Origin of the sequence: Romboutsia sp. 13368 (assembly GCF_018336475.1) — a bacterium.
Taxonomy (GTDB): Bacteria; Bacillota; Clostridia; order Peptostreptococcales; family Peptostreptococcaceae; genus Romboutsia.
In genome coordinates, this window is record NZ_CP048741.1 from 1516699 (window position 1) to 1517556 (window position 858).

The 858-nt window shown below is 26.9% G+C and carries 1 protein-coding gene; it reads right to left on the reverse strand.

Features of this window, described 5'->3' with window-relative positions; translation table 11 throughout:
• Positions 1–91: 91 nt before the first annotated feature.
• A complete protein-coding gene (rbr, locus tag G3997_RS06120) occupies positions 92–685 on the reverse strand; it encodes a rubrerythrin (protein WP_296644469.1) in 594 nt (197 codons plus the stop codon).
• Between the last annotated feature and the right edge of the window lie 173 nt (positions 686–858).

The following is an 858-nucleotide window of genomic DNA, read 5'->3' on the forward strand; positions in this document are numbered from 1 at the left end:
TATAAAATATAATCTAGTCCTTATTATTTAATAAATTTCTTAACAATTATCCTAAAAGCAATACCCCGTCAATTTTCACGACGTGGGCATTTTAACTTTCAAATGGAGAGTTAGAGTATAATATAAAATATCCTTGAGGATGTTGACAGACTGGACAGGATTTTGGAGCTTCTTTTCCTGTATGAACATGACCACAGTTTAAACATATCCATTGTTCTTCATTTTCACTCTTAAATAATGTTCCATCTTCTATCTTTTGAGCAAACCTTCCAAATCTATCTCCATGAACTTTTTCTATTAACGCTATTTTATCAAAGCTATTAGCTATAGCTAAAAATCCTTCTTCTTTAGCAGTATCTGCAAAATCTTTATATACCTTTTCCCATTCTTCATATTCATCATGTTGAGCAGCTCTTAGTGTTTGTTCTATATTATCAAATATTTCTACTGGATACCCTCCATCTATATGTACAGTTCCACCTGATAATTCTTTAAGATGATTATAAAATACTTTTGCATGAGCTCTTTCTTGGTCTGCTGTATATAAAAATGCTTGTTCTATTAAAGCTAACTTTTGATTTTTTGCTTGTGATGCACCAAAAGTGTATCTATTTCTAGCTTGACTTTCGCCAGCAAAAGCTCTCATTAGGTTAACTTTAGTTTTACTATCTTTTAATTGATTCATATTTACCTCCTAATATAATCTAATAAATATTATTAACAAATAAATCTATTTAATTATATTAATTACCAAAAATATTAATGATAATTTCTTTAATAGGTTTTAACATATCTTCAATATTATACATATTATATATTTCATAATCATTTTAAATAAATTTTAATAAAATTATAAAG